The organism is Gimesia fumaroli, from assembly GCF_007754425.1.
Taxonomy (GTDB): domain Bacteria; phylum Planctomycetota; class Planctomycetia; order Planctomycetales; family Planctomycetaceae; genus Gimesia; species Gimesia fumaroli.
The window spans coordinates 4,571,280-4,589,489 of the sequence record NZ_CP037452.1; the positions used below are offsets into that span (position 1 = coordinate 4,571,280).

An 18,210-nucleotide genomic window follows, 5' to 3' on the forward strand; every position below is an offset into this window, starting at 1 on the left:
ATTAAATGGAACCAGAGCGGCCCACCCAAAAGTGAGCGGGTCGGCACTAGCTGCCGGGACACAACCCACCGCCCCCCCAATCCTACCAGATACCACCGGCAGCAACGCAACTGAATATCCTACACTGATCACGCCCCCACCCTTAAGATAATCCAGGAATCCTGGATACGATGCGACTGTCGGACAAACCGATCAGTGGCACACGGCAGGGAAAACCTACGAGGTTTGTTTTCATTTTCTGACGGTCCGGTGGCACTGGTGGCTTGCCAACAGTGAATGTGATGACGCACGATTTTCACAATAAAATATGCTGGACCGGAGAAGCACGAGGTTCGTCTTTTTTCTCGCAGCAACCGCAACTGTCAATGCATCGAATCGAGCAGCATGTAATATTTCAAATCGAAGTAGCCGGCGTCGGGTTGGCGATTCGAAAAATTCCAGTCGGTTAACCAGTCCAGCAGCGGCCAGAAGCCGGCCATGTTGCGGAGTGTGCCGAACTTCGTTTTCCAGGCAGTCCATTCCTCTGTAGTCGAAACGGCGTCGAGCTCTGTGAGAAACGCCGATGCGTCTTCGAGTTTCAGATCAATGATCAAATTGGGAAAGTCGCCGACGAGTCCGTGGTAGGCACTCACTGTATCCAGCTCGGGTTGCCGGGCGCCGTTTTCGTCGAACACGACGTTGTTAAAGGCATACGAACGATTCGCCACCAGCGAGTAGACGCGGCTTTCTTTTCCTTTGGTCAAACGCACAAACGTGTTGCTGGGCAAAAACCGTGTGAACGTGAGCTGGGTCCGCATGGTGAGCGTGGAGACAGCCGCTTCCCAGCCTGCGAAGTCGTCTATCGGATCGGACAATTTGACGTCCGGTTTCCTGCCGGGATTGAGCAGGTCGTGTGGGCCGCTGACCACTTCCGTGAAGCGGCGTTGAATCTTACCCAGCACACCTGAAATGGGGTCCGTCCCTTCTACCTCGAGCCCCTTGCCGACGTTTTCGCCGGGAAACGGCATTCGGAACAGCAGTTCCTGACCGATGCCCCGTGTCCAGAGGTCACGATATCTCTGACGTTCATCCACAGGGAGCAACCGGAGAAAGTTGTCTTCAAACTCCTGCCGTAGCCGGCTCATGAATTCCCAGGTAGACAGCTTTTGTTCGACGCTGCCATAATATTCATAGTTGACCACCAGCGAGTAGTAAAGTCGCTCGAAGCCGCTGTAATCGATCAGCCAGAACGTGGGCGGAATCCCCCCCTGTCGTCCCCGCAGTACGGTCGCGTTGGTTTCATTGCGCAGAATGGTCAGCCAGGCGTTCGAGTTTTTCTGATTCCCGTCCCAGATGTCGTTGATCTCATAACCCGTCGGTTTGTATTTATCCAGCATCCGGTTATAGGCATCGTTGTATTTGACATTGCCCGTGATGCCATACCCCATGAAATCATTCCACGACTGCAGACCGAGTTCCGGCTTCAATACGGACGGATCATGTGCGGGATCGACAAAAAAGACCCAGAAATTATCTTTAATGGCGTAAGTCGCCAGGTTCCCGACACAGACCGGCCCGCGAATCATGCCGCTGACGATCAGGTGAGAGTTCTCTACCATGAACAGGGCCCGCGACCGCGCAGGGATTGCCTGAAAGACTTCGAACGGGTTGTGACTGGCAAAGTCAGACTTCAGGCTCTTCCCGGGTACCGGTTCGACTTGAAAAAAAAGTTCGTCGAGGCGCTTCAGTTTAGAGTCGTTCAGCTTCCACAGGAACAGCGACTTCTGCACCCGAGATTCGGTCACCTTTTTCAACCGGTAGTAAAACTGGTCGACTCCCTTGAGGTAAGGCGTGTCATAGGGTCGTGCCGTCTTGATCTCGTGAACCGGACTGGCTGTGACAACTTCTTTGCCGTCCTTGTCCGTCGTGACCTGAATCGGCGGCGTCGTGGAGCGGACCAGTCGGAAATACTCGCCTGGCGACTCGTCGAAATGCAACGTCGCCAGAAATGCATGTTCGAAAATAAACCGACTCACCAACGGCGACAGTGGAACATCCTGATTCAAAAACGCTTCCCAGCGAGCGATGACTTCCGGCTGTGCCAGTTTCCCGACCTCGGCCATCACACGTGCCGTCGGTCCCGGCGAACCGGCAGAGATCCACTCGGAAAAGAGTTGATTCTCCTCAGGCGACAGCGCGGGCATCGCGAACGGCATCCCCGCCTTCGGTCGCTGCTTCAAATAGTCGTCGATCCCCTGTTCGCACGGACAAACATGTTTGTTAATCGCCTGGTAAACCGGCTGTACCGGCTTCAAACTAAAGGGAGGCTGGTTATGCTCGGTGCCAGCGACCAGCATCCGAAACAGAATACTCTTCGCGGGCCGCTCTGCCGACGGTCCTTCCTGTTCCACTACCGGACAAAACCCCTGCTCACGCCAGGCTGCTAAAGAAGGCTGGTCAGTCAGACGGACCGGCTTCTCGGCAAACAGATGTGTGCCATCCGGGTTCCCTTTCCGCGCACCGCGGAGTAAACCTTCGTAACAAGTGAGTTTGAGCAGACAGGGTGAATCGAGACAGCCATGACAGACAATACACCGTCGGTTAAATATCGGCTGAATCTTATCGAGATAGAATTCACCATCGAGATCAGAGCCGGTTGTTTCCGGATACGCGGGTGGGACATAAACAAACGGCCCCCACGCTGATTCAACGCGTGCTTCCTCCCAGAGCAGACTGCCGGCGATCGCACCCGCCACAACCAGAATGAGCAATCCAACAACCGCGTGGTGTACCTTGAGTTTCAAAGCTCTGATCCCCTACTCCATTACGAGACATCAATTCCGGATCGCAGTCGACAAGCACCCGGCACAAAATTGAAGATAGACCTGAATAAATAAGGTGTCAACCCACGAGTTTATTCACACAGAGATTATCTAACCAACTGTCGCCCCATTATCACTCCTCCAAATAACCGCCCACTATTGCCCTGCACACTTTCGCCCGGTTATCATGGCGTGTATCCTTTCAGGATCGAATCCTGTTCTCACACGAACCTGATTCGCCGCTGACCTGACTTTGGTCAGTTCAGAATGATAACTTTTAAAAGCGCCTCCTTGTCGATGTGGAACCCTTTGAATTGAGATTGTACCAGGACTGATCACGCCGATAGATTTCCGGGTTTTCCCTACCATTTTCCCGCCCTACTCATCGCACTGATTTAGAATCATTCCCACGTGTTTCGATTCTTTTCGGAATACGCATTCCTGTTTCAATCCCACAAAACGAAATCGTTCGCATCGACAGCCCATGACACGAATTGAACGTAAGGAACTGAGAGTATGCCATCCTGGCCAGAAAAAATGTTTATCGATGGAAAATGGATCGACGGTCATTCCAGCACCAGTTGGACGATCACCAACCCGGCGACCCGCGAACCGCTGGCAGAAATTGCGATGGCCGATGCCAGTGACGTCGACCTTGCCGTCACCGCAGCCCGCCGCGCGTTTGACAAAGGCGAATGGCGGCGGATGGATGGCCTGGAGCGCGGACGTCTGCTGTATAAGCTGGCCGAGAAGGTACGTGAGGCGGCTGAAGACCTCGCCATGACCGACACGCTCAATATCGGCAAACCGATTCGCGATACACTGGGCTTTGACATTCCCTGTGGTGCCGACATGCTGGAAAGCTACGCCGGGCTTCCCGATAAAATCGCCGGTCACTCCTATGGGGGACTCGCCGATAACGTAACCATGCAGTTCCGCGAACCGATGGGTGTCATCGCGGCCATTGTTCCCTGGAATTATCCGCTGACCAACGCCGCCATCAAGCTGGCACCAATCCTCGCCTGCGGAAACACGGTCGTCCTGAAACCATCCGAAGTCTCTCCACTGTCTGCCTTGATGCTGGCGAAGCTGGCCGAAGAAGTCGGCTTCCCGCCCGGCGTGATCAATGTGATTCACGGAACGGGTGCGGAAGCAGGAACGGCGCTGGTGAAACATCCCGGCATCAATAAAATCGCCTTCACCGGTCGCCATGAAACCGGCGCCCAGTTGATGGAAGCCGCCAAAGAGGGCATGAAAGGCGTGCTACTCGAACTGGGGGGCAAGACGCCGAGCGTGGTCTTCCCGGATGCACCGCTAGACCACGTCGTCAATGGCGTGATCACCGGTATTTTCTGTCACCTCGGTCAGATCTGCGTCGCCGGCTCTCGTCTATTGGTACATGAAAGCCAGCACGATGAACTGCTGGAAGCGATCATCGCTAAAGCCAAAGGACTGAAGCAGGGGGATCCTACCGATCCCGAAATGCACCTGGGTTGTCTCGCCACGCCGACGCACTGCGACTTCGTTCGCACCCGCGTCGAACAGGCGAAACAGGAAGGGGCCCGCCTGGTCCTTTCGGGGGAAGTCTCCGACGATCCTCTCGACTGCTTCTATCCGCCGACCATCTTCGACCAGGTCTCTCCAGACATGGCCGTCGCGAAAGAAGAAGTCTTCGGCCCCGTTTTAAGCGTGTTGACCTACAAAACGGAAGAAGAAGCGATCCGCATCGCCAATGATTCCGACTTCGGTCTGATGGCCAACATCTGGACCACCGATGGCACACGGGCGCTGCGGGTTGCTCGCGAATTGCAGGCCGGCCGCATTTCGATCAACGGCGGCGGTTACCTGCGTCCCAACGTGCCGATCTACGGTTACAAGAAAAGTGGCTTCGGAGCAGAACTCGGTTTCATCGAAGCGGCCCACGAATTCTGTAATTCGAAATCTGTCATCTATTCACTGGCGACAGAGAAATCTCCCTGGCCCGAGTAATTGCCACGAGTTTAAAAATGCAACAGGAGCAGGATGCGGTTATACTGCAGCCTGCTTCTGTTTGATTCACTCACTTAGAAAATGAGAACGACCATGCGCTCCCTCTTCTGTTCTTTGTTCTTCATCCTCGTTTCCGCGAAGTGTGTTGTCGCCGATGAGAAAACAGCCGCCTCTATCAAGCTGACGATGGGGGAACCGCGGGTTATCGTGCGGGGAATTCGGCCCGAGGAACAGATCTGGGGGCCCTACCAGTTTCCGCGGCCCTACAAAGTAGGGGACCGGTATCTCGTTTCCGTGCATGTGAAAAACGACGACATCAGCAACTACGGTTCGACGGCCCTCTGGTTTGAGAGCCGTGACAAAGGGGAGACGTGGAAAGAGGTCGACGCGTCCATCGCACAAGAGTGCGGCCTGGTGCTTCCCAATGGCGACCGGGTCTATATGCCGCCGGAATCGGGTATTGACGTCAGCGATTACAAAACCACACCCTGGAATAAATACACGCCCGCCTATGACTTTTCGAAACAGGCGAAACCGGGTACGCTGCCGGTCCCCGACGGAATGACCTTTTGGATGGGAGGCACAACGATCTATGCTTTTAACGCCGATCGTCTCCCAGCCAATCTGTCGAAAAAAGAATGGACGTTGTTTCGCATTCCCAAAGGTGAAACCGAACCGAAGCTGGAACATGCTTCCGTCGACTGGCCTTTTCTGACGCGCGTGGTGCATGTCAGCCGCAGTGGTAAAAAGATTCTGAAGTCGATCTTCCCCCGTGGCAATCCCAAGATCGGTCCCGACGGCGCGATCTGGGTCAGCGTCTTTTCGGGCGAAGGCCATCTCAATCCCGCGAATGGACAATACAGCCCCTACTACTCAGCCGAAATCTTTCGTTCGGAAGACAACGGGAAATCATTCCAGCGCCGCGCCCATCTGGAATACGAGGCCGACGGTCACGAGTTCCCCTACAAGAGCGGCGGCTTCAGTGACAGCGATTTCGAATTCATGCCCGACGGCTCCATCGTCTGGTTCCTGCGTTCGACCTGGTATTCCTACACCGGCAAAGAGTGGGACCCGATGTATATGACTCGCTCGACGGACGGCGGCCACACCTGGTCCAAGCCGATCAAGTTCGACAACGTCGGTATTCTCCCCCGGCTCTGTACCCTTGAGAACGGCGTCACCCTGCTTTGTTACGCTCGCCCGGGAACCTTCGTCCGCGCCGCTCTCAACGACAGCGGCACCAAATGGACCGAACCATTGGTAGTCATGACGCCCGACGACCGTAGCAGCCTGGCGAACAAACCAGTCGCCGACCCCACCTTCCACGACTGGGACGGCTCATGCAACAATCCCGAAATCATCCCCCTCGACAAAAACAGCGCCCTGATTTTCTACAGCGACTTCTACTACCCCGACAAGAACGGCGTCAAACGCAAGACGATTTTGTGCCGGAAGATTACCGTCGAGCGGTAGACGAATTCACGACCTCATCATAGCCAGCGGGCCGGCATTAGCCGCCGGTGTTAAAGGTTCTAATTGTGTTGCCAAGGACTACAACATGATCAAGTATCAATTAACAAACACCGAGATTGAACAGGTCCCTAAGTTACAGAGACATTGAACGCAGTAAAGACTCATTAGCCGCAGAGCGTTAGCCCCGGTTAACGTCTTTGGTAAGAACCGTTCGTACTATTCAACACTGTCACGATGAAGAGAAATCTCGACGCCGTGTTCTGTATCCCAACTGGAAGCAAAGTAAAAGGTCAAGACAGCGCAGTCATCACGAATCTCGGGACCAATGCTGATTTCGTATAACCCATACAGGGAATCAATTGCCGCGGGGGAATCCCAGTCGACGAGATCACGTATTTCTTCCCAGCCATCCGTATCTTCTGTGCGATCGCTCTGAAAACCTGACCAGCCAAGTTCGTGATGCGCCAGTAACTCCGCGCGTAAGATCTGTTCCACGGTATCGCAATTCTCTATCAGGTAGTTCCACGCGGCCTCGTAACGGGCTTTGTCGGCGTCAGTTTCGATACGATCCATGGTGACTGCAAAACCAGCGGGATCTTCGTCTTCCTCTTCCCAGCAGGAGTAGACAGACAGATCAAATCGGGATCGCGCGTCTCGCATGACGGGACGTTCGGTCTCCCAGATCAGATATCCGACTTCGTGCAATTTGAAACTCTGTAAAAACTGGCTCATCAGGATTTCATCGATCATAGGTTCCTGGATTTGATACTTCGCGAACTACTTCAGCATAGCCGGTGGCTTGCGATTATCACAGATAAAAAGTCAATTCTCTTGAGGCAACTTATTCTTTTCCTGGCAAGTATTAATTCATCATTTCTTCGCAATTCTTTTTTTTTATGGTTCGCTTTCAGTGCCACTTTTCTTCAAGATTTTGAATCGGTACGATGTTGTCTTACGAGTCTAAAGCTGCACTTAACAATGAGCTTGTCGATTGCAGCTCGCGACTCGAACAGAGAACGTTCCCGGCCCTTCTTTCTGATTCCCTGTTTTCTGCGAATTCCTATTATGAGTCCTCGAGTTACCCTGCTGATTCTTCTCGCATTGACACTGACCACGAACGCTCGGGCCGAAAAACTGATTCCGATCAGTGAACTCCAAAAAGGGGGACTGCCGAAGAGGATCGGCCAAGTCACCCTTAAAAAATCCGGCACGAAAATCCTGATTGTCAAAATGGTGGTCAGTCGTATGAAGTCCATTTACAAACTGCTGGATTTCGAAACGGGGCAACCGGTCACCTTCCAGGCCAATCAGATTGCCATCACAGCTGTTGCAGACAAGCCAGCGACGCTGGAGAACTTTCGCCAACAGCTGGATTCCGCGAACAATTTCCTGATCAAGGTTCATCCGATCCGCGACAAGAAACTGATCACTTCGGAAGCCCGGATCATTGTCGTGATCACATCGAAAGGGGCTCTCGACACCACGTCGGAAGGGAAACAGATTGAGAATGCCTTTCGTGGCCTGCTCAATGATTCCAAAAAGCTCCTGGTCTTCCAGAAAACGAAGGTCAGAAAACTCGCTGATGAGCTGGATGCCGTGGGAAACAGCTGGGTTAAATTCCACAAAAGGACGGAAATCGTCCAGGCGCTGGAATTTGTCGAGCGGGGACGAAATCGAATTGAATCGTTAGCGTTCAGCCTGTCGATCAGAAATCTCTGCTTGTCCGATGCAGATCGAGTACCAGAAACGTTTGCTTTGGAAGATGAAATTGATGCCTATGTCGCGGAACTGAAAATTTACTCCCGGCTTTACAAAGAGCTGAAACGAAAAGAGCAATTGGCCGAAGAGATGAAACGGCAGAGTGCTGCTCTGATCGCGTCTATTGAGGCATTTCAACAAAAGCAGCGAGAACGACGTACCAAAACCATAAACTCACTGATCGCGGAGTTTGAAGTACTGACCGCCAAAGCCGATCTGATTCGGGCCGACCAGGAGTTTCAGCTGGACAGCTTATTGATCCGCCACTCCATTCGTGAGCAGGAAATCGAAGAATACCGGCAATGGCTGGAAGCCGAACAAGCGGCCGAGGCAGAACGTGTTGCCCAGGAGTATTACGATCAAGTGGACTACGGCAGCGACTGGAACAATTTCCAACTCATGCACCAGACCGACCGAATGATGTTCAACTCATTCTACAGCAACAGCTGGGACCATCGACCGGCGACTGACGGTCGACAGTAACCCTACCCATCCTCAAATCTCAACAGGTACCAGCGTCAGACTCACCAGCACCTGTCCGCTGGCGAACAATGTGATTGTGGTTGCCAAAATGGGGATCAGCGCGAAGCGGCGGCTGCGGAGTTCCTGGCTGAAGAGAATCGTTGCGTACAAAAATACAATCAACGAAGCGACCAGCATCAACGGTATTAAGGCAAGCCCCAGCCTCGTATACGCCGCGACGATCCACAGGAACAGCCAGCCGACTCCATACCCAGTTAACAGCAGCACCGCAGGTTCGGGGCGGCGGATGCGAATCCATTGCCAGATCAGAAACACCGGCCCTAGAGCGACCGGGGCCAACACTGTATTGACCAGGGTACCGTCGGGGTTATATCTCGAAGACGAACCATGCCCCACCAACCAGTAAGAGAACGCGTACAGAAAACACAACAGGCCCACCGCAGCGAAGAGCCGATGCAGGCCTGATGAAACATATTGTGATTCTGTATTCAAATCTTCATTCCTTACCGCTTCAATTGTTCGCCCTACTCGATGTTACCTGTTTTACACGATCCTCGACAGATTTTTTCGTGTGTTTTCGTGCTTTTCGTGGTAGTCCCTACCGTTCCACGAATAAAACGCCTGCATTTCGCTCAATCGATCGACCAGAAATCCGCCTCTTCCGTTCCCGAACACTGGACCTGCTCATCGAAGTCAGTCAAAATAAGAGAGAAGCACGACCTTCCCTCCGAGAAGCGACTCAAACCGACCCGCTCTAATTTCAGGAACCAATTTCATCATGCCAAGTTTTACGCGCCCCTTGTGGACCGTTCCTCTGACTTTATTATTACTTGCGACTGTTTCCGTACAGGCGGCCGACTGGGCTCAGTGGCAGGGACCCAACCGAAATTCGATTTCCCCCGAGACCGGTCTGCGTTCGACCTTCCCCGCTGACTTCAAACCGGCCTGGTCGTTTAAAGACTGCGGGATCGGCTACTCTGCTCCCGCTGTCGTGAATGACGATGTCTATCTGCTGGGAGCCGACAAACAGGAGAACGGCGATTATGTCGAATTCGCCCTCGCGCTGGATCCCAACGGCAAACAGCTCTGGAAAACCGAAGTCACGAACTACAAAGAAGGCATCATGCTTTCCAAATGGGGGCACGGCCCGCGGAGTACTCCTTCCATCGCGGACGGTCGGCTGTTCGGCATCGGCGGTAACGGCGATCTATTTGCCCTCGATCAGAAAACGGGCAAGATCCTCTGGCAGGTCAACATGCGGGAAGCGTTCGGCAGTTCCCTCAGTGGTGCCCGCGGCAAACCGGAAAACACCTGGGGCTATTGTGAATCCCCCCTGGTTGACGGCAAGCATGTCATCTGCACACCGGGCGGAGATCAGGGAACCGTCGTCTCCCTCGAAGCCGCGACCGGCAAACTGGTCTGGCAGTCCAAAGAACTGACCGATGCGTGCAGCTATTCCTCCGCCGTGATTGCGGACTTCGGTGGCGTCAAACAATATGTCGTGTTGTCCGCAAAACAGCTGGCAGGTGTCCGCGCTTCCGACGGAAAACTGCTCTGGACGGCTGAAGTACCTGTCAATGAAATCGCCGTCATTCCGACTCCCATCGTTTCGGGCAACCTTGTCTATACGACCTGCGATTACGACGCCGGCTGCGGACTCGTTGAAGTGAATAAAGCGGGTGACAAGTTCACCGCCAAGGTGCTCTACAAGAACAAAACCATGAGCAACCACCACGGCGGCGTGGTTCTGATAGACGGTAAGATCTACGGCTGGTCTGGAAAAACCAGCGCTCGCGGTCGCTGGGTCTGTCAGGATCTAAAGACCGGCGAAAGCGTCTGGATGGAAGGCCGCGCTGCTCCCGCGGGTTGTGTGATCGCGGCCGACGGTCACATTTACTGTTTCACCCAGGACGATGGAGAACTGGTCTGCATTGAAGCGAACTCCAAAGAATTCAAAGAAACGGGCCGCTTCACGATTCCGGAACGGACCAAACAACAGAGCCTCCTCGGCAAAGTCTGGGCCCGCCCGGTGATCTCCAACGGCAAGCTCTACCTCCGCGACCAGGACCTGCTGTTCTGCTATGACATCAAGGAAGACACATAGCCGCCACATACTCGTTAAGCCAGTTTTAATTCAAAGTCAGGTCTCGCTTCGTTGAGACCTGACTTTTTTATATTACATGTCGTCCGTAGTCTGCGACACGACAAAAGGGAGCCATGCCCTCGATCTACTTTCTAAACAATACATTGGCACAGATCGCGTTTTTATCAATAACCAATGAATTTAAATGAGGAGATGATGTCATTTGGAATATTAGCATCTTCAACCCATCGGTATTGTCCAACACCCAAGTCCCAATAAGCGCCTCTGTACTCTGAATGCTGGTAGAAACGCCAACGACCACGGTAAATCACGATTGACGATATTTTGTCGTTCCACCAATCACCAACATATCGCCAATTTAATGAAGTAATTGCACTGCGCCCACCAAAGTCAATATGTTGGTAAATTTGAACTTGAGGTAGCGATAAAGTATCAGCTCCTGCTGAAGCATAATCCCCTCGCGTTTGGTTATCCGAATGTGTTAAAGTTCCTAATGGTTGGATTGGCTTCGGAGGATCAAAGTCAAGTAGGTCTGGTATGCAACCATTGCCAGAAGAAAGATCCGAAATGGGAAGATCCGTTGTCATGGTAAAATCCTCATAATTCTAGTTTGGAAAATAAGTTGATTGGATGTTGTTGGTACTTGCCAAGAAACTGCTATTTAAATAGGAGCTACTTAGTAACCGTAAGCCCCTCTCCTAGTCGATCATTTTTTCTATTTTTAATTACTTAATGCTCAAGATAACCAAGCAGTAGGTTTTAATTTTGGAATGTGAAAATATCGACAAACTTTTTCTACCAACTTCATTTTCAGGCTTCCAATCCAATATAAAACATTCCACTCATGCTTTTGTTCTCCCATTCATGCTGACTATGCTTAAGCGCCCTGAAACGTTATCTTAGCGAGACGCGGTGCCGGGCGTGCAATCGGCCAGGAGAGACGGATCATTTAAGCTACAGGAATTGAGATGAGCGATTTACCAAACTGCCCGGAATGTCACTTTGAATACACCTACGAAGACCGGGGCATGCTGGTTTGTCCCGAGTGCGGGCACGAATGGAGCCAGACAGACGCAGAGAATGCTCCCACCGGCCCTGTCGTCAAAGACGCCAACGGCAACGAACTGCAAAACGGCGATACCATCACCGTCATCAAAGACCTGAAAGTGAAAGGCTCGTCCACCGTCGTCAAGGTCGGCACGAAAGTCAAAAACATCCGCCTGGTCGAAGGCGATCACGACATCGACTGCAAAATCCCCGGCATCGGCGCCATGGGACTCAAATCAGAATTCGTGAAGAAGGCTTAGCATCGCTGGCAGAATAAAACAGGAATGAATCATGAAACATCAAATCACAGTACTTTTGCTACTTTGCATCACTTCGGAAATCCAAGCTCAGGATCAGTGGCCCGGCTTTCTGGGGCCGGATGCATCCAAAGTCACTGCGGAGTCGATTCCGACGGCCTGGTCTCCCCAGGAAAACATGGCCTGGAAATCTGATATTCCCGGTTATGGGCAATCGAGCCCAGTGATCTGGAACAACCAGGTTTATGTCACATCGGTCGAGGGGCCGAATAAAGAAAAACTGCACATCGTCTGTTATGACATTAGAACTGGCAAACAACTTTGGATTCATACACAGCCCTCGACCTATCCGGAAAAGAACACCGTTTACATCAGTCGCGCCGCGCCAACTCCGGTCCTGGATGAGAATGGCGTCTACGCTTACTTCGAAAGTGGTGATGTGGTCGCCGTCTCGCATGATGGTAAATTCCAGTGGACCGCTTCACTAACGGAACGCTATGGTGCTCCCATAAATAAATTCGGCTTGTCCGCCTCACCAGTGCAGACCAAAGAGGGCGTCATTATTCTGATCGACGACGAAGGTCCGTCGTACCTGACCGCGCTGAGCAAATCCGATGGCAAAGAACTATGGAAAACAGATCGCAAGAGCCGCGTCAGTTGGAGTTCACCGATGCTGGTTCCCGTGGGTAAAACTTCACAGGTGGTCTGCAGCTCTGCAGGCAGCCTCGAAGGCTATGATCCCGCGACAGGAAAACGGCTCTGGTCCTTTGGCCAAGTGGGCGGCAACAATAAAACCAGCCCCCTTCCCGTCGGCAATGGAAGCTTTCTGGTTGGTGCTTCTCCTGGTCGCTCCGGAGAGAACGAGCAACTGGCCAAACAGTCCAACGGCCTGTTTAAAGTCAGACAAGAAGGCGACAAATGGCAGAATGAATTTGTCTGGACCGACTCCAGCCCGGTTCCCTCCTGGGCCACGCCCATCGCGTATCAGGGGTATGCCTACTGGGTCAATCGCGCAGGTGTGGTTTACTGCCTGGATCTGAAAACCGGTAAGCCCGCCTACACGAACCGCATCCAGGAATCCTGCTGGGCGACGCCGGTCGGCCTGGGCGATCACATCTACTTTTTCGGCAAGAACGGCGCGACAACCGTGCTGAAAGCAGGCGCCGAATTCGAAGTCGTCACGGAAAACAAGCTCTGGACCGAAGAAGCACCGCCGGTCAATAACGTCCCCCAAGCAAAAGAAACAGGCCAACGCCAGCGTTCCGCAGCCATGTTCTCACGACCGACTCTGTACGGAGCGGCGCTCGTCAACGAGTATTTAATTCTCAGGACAGGAAGTCAGCTTTTCTGTATTCACACTAAAAAATAGCAGTATCCAGAGAGAATCGAAGTCTCAGGACATTTTTACTCGTTCGCGCAGTTGGCGTTGCAATCAGGGTGGACGTTGAATGATAATTAATCTTCAACATATATAATAACTAGACCCGTTGTGTCTGGGCCGCAGGCACAGCATTTTTGATAAGGACTCCGCGCATGCAGGTTCGTTTTTTTGTTTTCATTCTGATCGGCTGTCTGTTTTCTCCCAACGGGGTCCAGGCGGAAAAAACAGAGCCTAATATTTTATTCATCCTCACCGATCAATGGCGGGCGCCTTCGCTCGGTTATGCCGGGAATGAGCAGGTTCAGACGCCGCACATCGACGAACTCGCACGACAGAGTGTCAACTTCAAAAATGCCGTTTCCGGGTGTCCCGTCTGTTGTCCCTTCCGGGCCTCATTGCTGACCGGTCAGCGGCCGTTGACGCACGGAGTGTTTCTGAACGATGTGCAACTGCCGGAGAAATCCGTCACGATTGCCGAGGTGATGGCCGGTTCGGGCTATGCGACCGGGTTCATCGGGAAATGGCACCTCGATGGCCGGGGCCGCACGGCGTTCACACCGCCCGAGCGTCGACAGGGATTTCAGTTCTGGCGAGCGCTGGAATGCACGCATAATTACAACAAATCGTTCTACTACGGCGACTCGCCCGAACGACAGACCTGGGAAGGTTATGACGCCTTCGCCCAGACGCGGGTGGCCCGGCAGTACATCCGTGACCAGTCAAAAGCGGGTCAGCCGTTTCTGCTGGTCATGTCGTACGGCTCTCCGCACAATCCGTACCATACGGCTCCCCCGGAGTACCAGCGACTGTATCAACCGGAGAAAATCAAGTTACGTCCCAATGTACCGAAAGACCAGCAGGCCGCCGCGAAAAAAGAACTCGCCGGTTACTTTGCCCACTGTACTGCGCTGGACGACTGTGTCGGCGACTTGATGGCGACCCTCAAAGAAGCAGGCATCGACCAAAATACCATCGTGGTCTTCACCTCCGATCACGGCGACATGCTGCGCTCCCACGGACAAATCCGCAAACAGAAACCGTGGGACGAATCACTGCGAGTGCCAATGCTGTTCCGGCTGAGCGGTGCGCAGCATGGGAAAGGCCGCACGGTTGATTCGCCCATCAATTCGGAAGACCTGATGCCGACGCTGTTAGGCTTGTGCGAACTCACAATCCCCAAAACGGTGGAAGGGCTTGATTACAGCGACTATCTGCGCGGCGGCAAAAATCCGTCCGATGGGGCGACGGTCATCACCTGCCCCTCCCCCTTCGGTGAATGGCAGCGGAGCCGGGGCGGAAAAGAGTATCGGGGCCTGAGAACCGCCCGTTACACCTACGTGCGCGACCTCAACGGCCCCTGGTTGTTGTACGACAACCAGACAGACCCGTATCAGCAGAACAATCTCTGCAATGATCCCAAGTCAGCCCCGCTACAGGCTCGACTCGATGCAGCACTAAAGAAAAAACTGGCCGTCCAGGGAGACCAGTTTCTGCATGGCAGCAAGTACATTGACCAGTTTGGTTACAAGGTCAACCCGAAAACAGGTACGGTGCCTTATACGAATTGAAGCATAAGATGCCAGCGAACTGAATTCTGAATTCCAGAAGAAACTTGAGATAGCTTGGTCCCAAAAACAAGAGACTTTGAATAGGGATTACTCTGCATTACCCCTATTTCATACAAAACGCACTTGACAATACACTTTTGACCACATCCAATACATTTGACCACACAAGCGGAGTAAGCATTCGAAACAAGATACATTTTGGGAATAAAACTGTAATCCTCCCAACCCAGGCAGCATGCAAAATCTATTAGGCTGGAGATGACTCATGGCTATCTATCGAATCTGTATTCCACTTATTCTCCTAGTGCTTCAACTTGCCGCCCATGCAGTCGCTGCTGCGCCTCCCCAAAAACTGTTTCACTTCATGGACACAAAAAAAACCGACTTGACGGAAAAACAGTCATCCTTAATAGCATCTCTCAAATCTAAGAAGTGGAACGAAAACGTCACTATCGTAAAATTGGATGCTGCAAGATTCGCTGACGATCAAGTAGTCATGAACCTCAACCAGGAGTTGAACGTAACCCTTGATCGATCAAATGTAACGACCACAAAAAATAAAACTATCTGGTCAGCTAAGCAAAATGACGAAGTAAATGATGTCACGTTTATTAAGCGAGGCGATAATGTTACTGGGACCATTCGCATTAATAACCAACACTTTTCGCTTCGCCCCCTTAGCGGCGGTCTTCACGCCCTTATCAAACGGAATGATTCAAAGTTTCCTCCTGACCATCCACCTGAATTTGAGGAAGCCCAGCGAGCAATCTCTATAGAAGAAAAACAGGCGGGTGACAAAATCGAAGAAAATAATCTCTCGGATACAAATATGTCGTATCACATCGATGTAATGGTAGTCTACACTCCAGCTGTAGCGAACGTACTAACCGATGTCCCATCATTGATTGACCTTGCTATTGAAGAAACCAATAAGTCTTATGAATACAGCAAAATAAACGCCTCGCTTCGCTTAGTTCACCAAGGAAAGGTATCCTACACAGAATCAGGATCTTTCAAGACGGATGTCGATAGACTTGCGGCTACTTCAGATGGTCACATCGATGGCGTACACTCGTTACGCAACCGCAAAAAAGCAGATGTTGTTGTCATGCTGATCAATGATGATCAAGCTTGCGGCAGAGCTAAAACAATATACGCAAATGCGAGTACGGCATTTGCTATTTGCCACTATGATTGTGCCACAGGGTATTACTCATTCGGACACGAAATCGGACACCTGCAAGGTGCCCGACACAACCCAGAAGCTGATTCAACTAATACACCTTTTATGTACGGGCACGGATATTACAATAAGGATAAGCAGTGGCGTACGATCATGTCATATAACTGCCCTGGGGGGTGTGTACGAAAACGATTCTGGTCAAACCCAAACACAACATATAACGGGGATTCAATAGGCTCAGCGAATAAACACAACAATGCAAGATCCCTCAACAATACTGCATCTCGCATTGCTGGTTTCAAATAGTCATTCTAATAAAACGCTGCAGCGGAAATGTTCTCAATCCTTCAACTTGATAAATGCCACGGCGTTGTTGTTGTTCATGGGAATGATCAACTGCTTCTGTTTGGAATCGTAGCCCATCGAGGCGGCACTGGGGATTCCGGAGGCAATGACCTTCGCTGGCTTTCCGGGACGGATCTTAGAGACACTTCCAAACCGGACACTGCTCACGTACTTGGTGCCATCGGGAAGAATCACCAGACCGTCGTTGCCCCCTTCTGCAGCATGTTCGGTACGCAGCAGTTTCCCATTGGCGGGATCAAAGGTCATCACATCATTGTTGCCAACATTGACGACCACGACATTCCCGTCCTGATCAATGGCCACGCCGTTCGGGATATCCAGTGGCTTGCCGTCCACGAACAGGGAAACGTCGCCGTTCGCAGTGATTTTATAGACGCGGCTCTCCGGTTTCGAGTTGGAAACAAAGATCGTTCCGTCTTTATTGACGGCGATTCCGTTGAGAAAGGTAGCACCTTTCACGGGATAAGCACGCCCCGGCTTGCCTGAGGCGAGATCGAAGGTGCGAACCACATCGATGTCGGCCGTGTAAAGGGTCCCGTTATGAATCGCGGTGCCCAGTGGATGATTCAGGGTCAGCCCTTTCCGGCTTGCCCCGATCCATTTTGTCGTGTGGACCGAACCGTCGGGATTCAGCAAAGAGACGTAACCGTCGTTCTTCTGCATGTTTTGCGGGACGCCGGCATTCATGACCACAATCAGGTTCCGTACCGGATCATAAACGCAACTTTCGGCAAAACGAAAACTGCCATACACCTTAACATTGTCCGAAATCGGCACGAATTTCCCGGCTTCGTTGACGGCCTCCAGCGGCTTTCCCGCCTCAAATGTTTTCGCTGAGTCCTGGGCCAGTGCGCTGCTGCCCAGCAGTGACATCGCTCCGATGGTAATCACAAAGAACGCTTTCATGAGTGGTTTCTCCTAGTGTGAATCGTTTTGAAGATACAGGGTTGCTGTGAAAGACAAAATAACTAAATTAAATGCGACAGGGAAGTATCTGACATAATCGTCGTAGAAATATAGGTGTCTGGAAACATCCATTCGATCAACCACACAAAAATCAGGGCTGCACAACTTTCAAAATCGCATCTGCAATCGCCTGCATTCCTTTGTCACCGGGATGGGCGGCGACGCCGGCGTGTTGAAAGTCTCGTTCCGATCGCGCGTAGTTCGATTCCTCTTTTCCAAGACTGCTGATGTCCACAAACATCCCGCCCGCCTGTTGACAGGCCTGACGCAGCGCTGCATCTTTCGCCGGGTTGGGCCAGAAGCAACTCCGCACGATAATCGTCGGCTGATTATCAGTCTGCAGTTCCTTGAGCAGTTGATCAACGCTGGCCTTGAACTGTGCTTTCGCTTCCTCTGTTTCCAGCTTGGGCACATTTTCTCCAATCGCCAGCACAACTAGATCAGGCTGAAACGCAAACGCCTCTTTCAGGTTTTGTTTCAGGTCGTAGGTCGCGTACTGCCGTTCAAAAGCGGCAATGTTCCTGACCAGCGTTTTCGGCGTTGCTCCCGACGATTTGGCAAGTGCACCGGTCACGATGTGGACAAAGTCCTTTTCCGGGGCGCTGGCGGCCATCCCCCAGTTCCCTTTCCAGCCAATCTTTGGTGCCGGGCCATGCAGGGTGATACTGTTTCCCAGGAACAAGATTTTCAGATACTTGCCCGTCGCCTGGGGTTCGTCCGCCCGGACATTGGTGCTGAAAGTACCAATTAGAATAACACTGATTAAAACAGATCCCATCAAGGCCAATTCGTCAAGAGAACCTACTTTACCAGGCATATATTTCATCATTTGCT

14 protein-coding genes are annotated in these 18,210 nt (G+C 52.2%); 8 read left to right on the plus strand and 6 right to left on the minus strand.

Annotated elements, in window-relative coordinates; translation table 11 throughout:
- Nucleotides 1-362: 362 nt before the first annotated feature.
- Nucleotides 363-2,783 (minus strand): fatty acid cis/trans isomerase, encoded by a 2,421-nt coding sequence (locus tag Enr17x_RS17215; RefSeq protein ID WP_198000636.1) that lies wholly within the window; start codon nt 2,781-2,783, stop codon nt 363-365.
- A 534-nt stretch (nt 2,784-3,317) separates the two neighbouring features.
- Here Enr17x_RS17215 and Enr17x_RS17220 point away from each other — a divergent pair.
- Nucleotides 3,318-4,790: an aldehyde dehydrogenase family protein gene (locus Enr17x_RS17220; protein ID WP_145310831.1), complete on the plus strand. Its 1,473-nt coding sequence runs from the start codon at nt 3,318-3,320 to the stop codon at nt 4,788-4,790.
- Nucleotides 4,791-4,883: 93 nt separating this feature from the next.
- Entirely contained in the window at nt 4,884-6,263 is a 1,380-nt protein-coding gene (locus tag Enr17x_RS17225) for a sialidase family protein (RefSeq protein ID WP_145310833.1), read from the plus strand.
- Nucleotides 6,264-6,479: 216 nt separating this feature from the next.
- Here the strand turns inward: Enr17x_RS17225 and Enr17x_RS17230 are convergent, their stop codons facing one another.
- Nucleotides 6,480-6,995: a DUF6985 domain-containing protein gene (locus tag Enr17x_RS17230; RefSeq protein ID WP_232100756.1), complete on the minus strand. Its 516-nt coding sequence runs from the start codon at nt 6,993-6,995 to the stop codon at nt 6,480-6,482.
- A 333-nt stretch (nt 6,996-7,328) separates the two neighbouring features.
- On the opposite strand from Enr17x_RS17230, the gene Enr17x_RS17235 reads away from it, so the two are divergent.
- Nucleotides 7,329-8,504, plus strand: a complete 1,176-nt coding sequence (locus tag Enr17x_RS17235; RefSeq protein ID WP_145310837.1) for a hypothetical protein — start codon at nt 7,329-7,331, stop codon at nt 8,502-8,504.
- Nucleotides 8,505-8,516: 12 nt separating this feature from the next.
- Here Enr17x_RS17235 and Enr17x_RS17240 read toward each other — a convergent pair whose 3' ends face one another.
- Nucleotides 8,517-8,996 (minus strand): hypothetical protein, encoded by a 480-nt coding sequence (locus Enr17x_RS17240; protein ID WP_145310838.1) that lies wholly within the window; start codon nt 8,994-8,996, stop codon nt 8,517-8,519.
- Nucleotides 8,997-9,282: 286 nt separating this feature from the next.
- Between Enr17x_RS17240 and Enr17x_RS17245 the strand changes: the two genes are divergently transcribed.
- Nucleotides 9,283-10,608 (plus strand): PQQ-binding-like beta-propeller repeat protein, encoded by a 1,326-nt coding sequence (locus Enr17x_RS17245; protein ID WP_145310840.1) that lies wholly within the window; start codon nt 9,283-9,285, stop codon nt 10,606-10,608.
- 164 nt (nt 10,609-10,772) lie between these two features.
- Here the strand turns inward: Enr17x_RS17245 and Enr17x_RS17250 are convergent, their stop codons facing one another.
- The gene (locus Enr17x_RS17250) at nt 10,773-11,195 is read right to left on the minus strand and encodes a beta/gamma crystallin-related protein (protein ID WP_145310841.1); all 423 of its coding nucleotides are present in this window, start codon (nt 11,193-11,195) and stop codon (nt 10,773-10,775) included.
- A 381-nt stretch (nt 11,196-11,576) separates the two neighbouring features.
- On the opposite strand from Enr17x_RS17250, the gene Enr17x_RS17255 reads away from it, so the two are divergent.
- The 4 genes from Enr17x_RS17255 to Enr17x_RS17270 all read left to right on the plus strand — a co-directional run bounded on the left by Enr17x_RS17255 (nt 11,577) and on the right by Enr17x_RS17270 (nt 16,350).
- The gene (locus tag Enr17x_RS17255) at nt 11,577-11,915 is read left to right on the plus strand and encodes a zinc ribbon domain-containing protein YjdM (protein WP_145310843.1); all 339 of its coding nucleotides are present in this window, start codon (nt 11,577-11,579) and stop codon (nt 11,913-11,915) included.
- A 31-nt stretch (nt 11,916-11,946) separates the two neighbouring features.
- Nucleotides 11,947-13,281 (plus strand): outer membrane protein assembly factor BamB family protein, encoded by a 1,335-nt coding sequence (locus tag Enr17x_RS17260; RefSeq protein WP_145310845.1) that lies wholly within the window; start codon nt 11,947-11,949, stop codon nt 13,279-13,281.
- Nucleotides 13,282-13,445: 164 nt separating this feature from the next.
- Nucleotides 13,446-14,861: a sulfatase family protein gene (locus Enr17x_RS17265; protein WP_145310847.1), complete on the plus strand. Its 1,416-nt coding sequence runs from the start codon at nt 13,446-13,448 to the stop codon at nt 14,859-14,861.
- Nucleotides 14,862-15,126: 265 nt separating this feature from the next.
- Entirely contained in the window at nt 15,127-16,350 is a 1,224-nt protein-coding gene (locus Enr17x_RS17270; protein WP_145310849.1) for a M12 family metallo-peptidase, read from the plus strand.
- 33 nt (nt 16,351-16,383) lie between these two features.
- Here the strand turns inward: Enr17x_RS17270 and Enr17x_RS17275 are convergent, their stop codons facing one another.
- Together Enr17x_RS17275 and Enr17x_RS17280 are read right to left on the minus strand one after the other, a co-directional pair.
- A complete protein-coding gene (locus Enr17x_RS17275) occupies nt 16,384-17,316 on the minus strand; it encodes an SMP-30/gluconolactonase/LRE family protein (RefSeq protein ID WP_145310851.1) in 933 nt (310 codons plus the stop codon).
- 151 nt (nt 17,317-17,467) lie between these two features.
- Nucleotides 17,468-18,205, minus strand: a complete 738-nt coding sequence (locus Enr17x_RS17280; RefSeq protein ID WP_232100757.1) for an SGNH/GDSL hydrolase family protein — start codon at nt 18,203-18,205, stop codon at nt 17,468-17,470.
- Nucleotides 18,206-18,210: the final 5 nt, after the last annotated feature.